The following is a 1,110-nucleotide window of genomic DNA, read 5'->3' as shown; positions in this document are numbered from 1 at the left end:
ATAACTAGGTGTATCTTGTTTTATAGTATTATCTTGATCTAATTCTCCAAAGTAAAAAGGATTATTAGGAAGTTCATTTGAGCCTGTAAGGAGGGTGGAGTTTAGGAAGATTTTTATATCTAAACTTTTAAAATCTATTTGATATTTTTCTTCTATGTCCTTTATATCCAAAACACTTCTATCTTTTGCAAAAATATCACAATGATTATCATAAATATGGATCAAATTTGACATAGAGATGAAAGAAGTATTGTTAGAATTATCTTGCAAATCTTGTAAATTTACTTTATCTAAGAATATGATTTTTATATTATTTGTCTTTAATACTATGGTATTGGTATTTTTATCATAAAATTGCTCTATGTTAAATACTTCGTTTAAAATTAAATTAACATCATTTTCCTTAGTATTAAAGCTTTGATTATTTAGATTATCTTGTAAGGAAATTTCTTTATTTAAATAGTCTTGGATATCTTTTATTTTTTCATTTCTTTTTTCTTTTAAAGTATTGATAGATTTATAAAGCCTTTTTCTAGCATCAAGATAGGTATCATTGAGCTTTTCTTTATCTAGGATGAAGATTTTTGTGAAAGTAGAATTATAGCCTAGATTGTTTATAGCAGTAGCTTGGGTGAAAAGCTCTTCTTGATTATAATTTATAGCTATGGAATTTTCACATTGATATAAGGCTTTTAAGTATGCTATGGATGAATTTTTATCTATTGTGTCTATTTCATCATTGTTTATAAAAGCAAGCCTTGTTATAAATAATTCTCTATCCATTTTTTTCTAAATATTTAAGATAAATGAATATTATATCAAATATATTAAATTTTTGATAGTCTTTAAAGATTTTCATATACCACATACACACTCGCAATTAATAAAAAGATATTACACACAAACCCTATAAGCCAACTTAATTTTTTGCGTTTTTCTCCTGTGCTATAACATTTAAATAAATAAGCTTGTAATAAACAAGGAAATATGATAAATGTGATTACTAAAAAAAACATAGTTGCAAAGGTTAAAAATTTAAAATAATTACGCACTCTATATTCTTGCGGTGATAATTTTTCAATTTCTGGAGGATCAAGTAATACAAGCGAT

1 protein-coding gene and 1 pseudogene are annotated in these 1,110 nt (G+C 24.5%); both read right to left on the bottom strand.

Translation table 11 applies throughout. The features are described 5' to 3' along the window. The coding region (locus tag AJ889_RS09505; protein WP_223208866.1) for a hypothetical protein at positions 1–783 on the bottom strand (783 nt) is incomplete at its 3' end. A 62-nt stretch (positions 784–845) separates the two neighbouring features. Continuing rightward, positions 846–1,110: pseudogene (locus AJ889_RS09480) on the bottom strand (hypothetical protein); the annotation flags it as partial.

The sequence above is a fragment of the Campylobacter sp. BCW_6468 genome, assembly GCF_001762865.1.
Taxonomy (GTDB): Bacteria; Campylobacterota; Campylobacteria; order Campylobacterales; family Campylobacteraceae; genus Campylobacter_D; species Campylobacter_D jejuni.
Note: the sequence above shows the minus strand (reverse complement) of the source record. Positions and strands in the feature narration are given on the sequence as shown.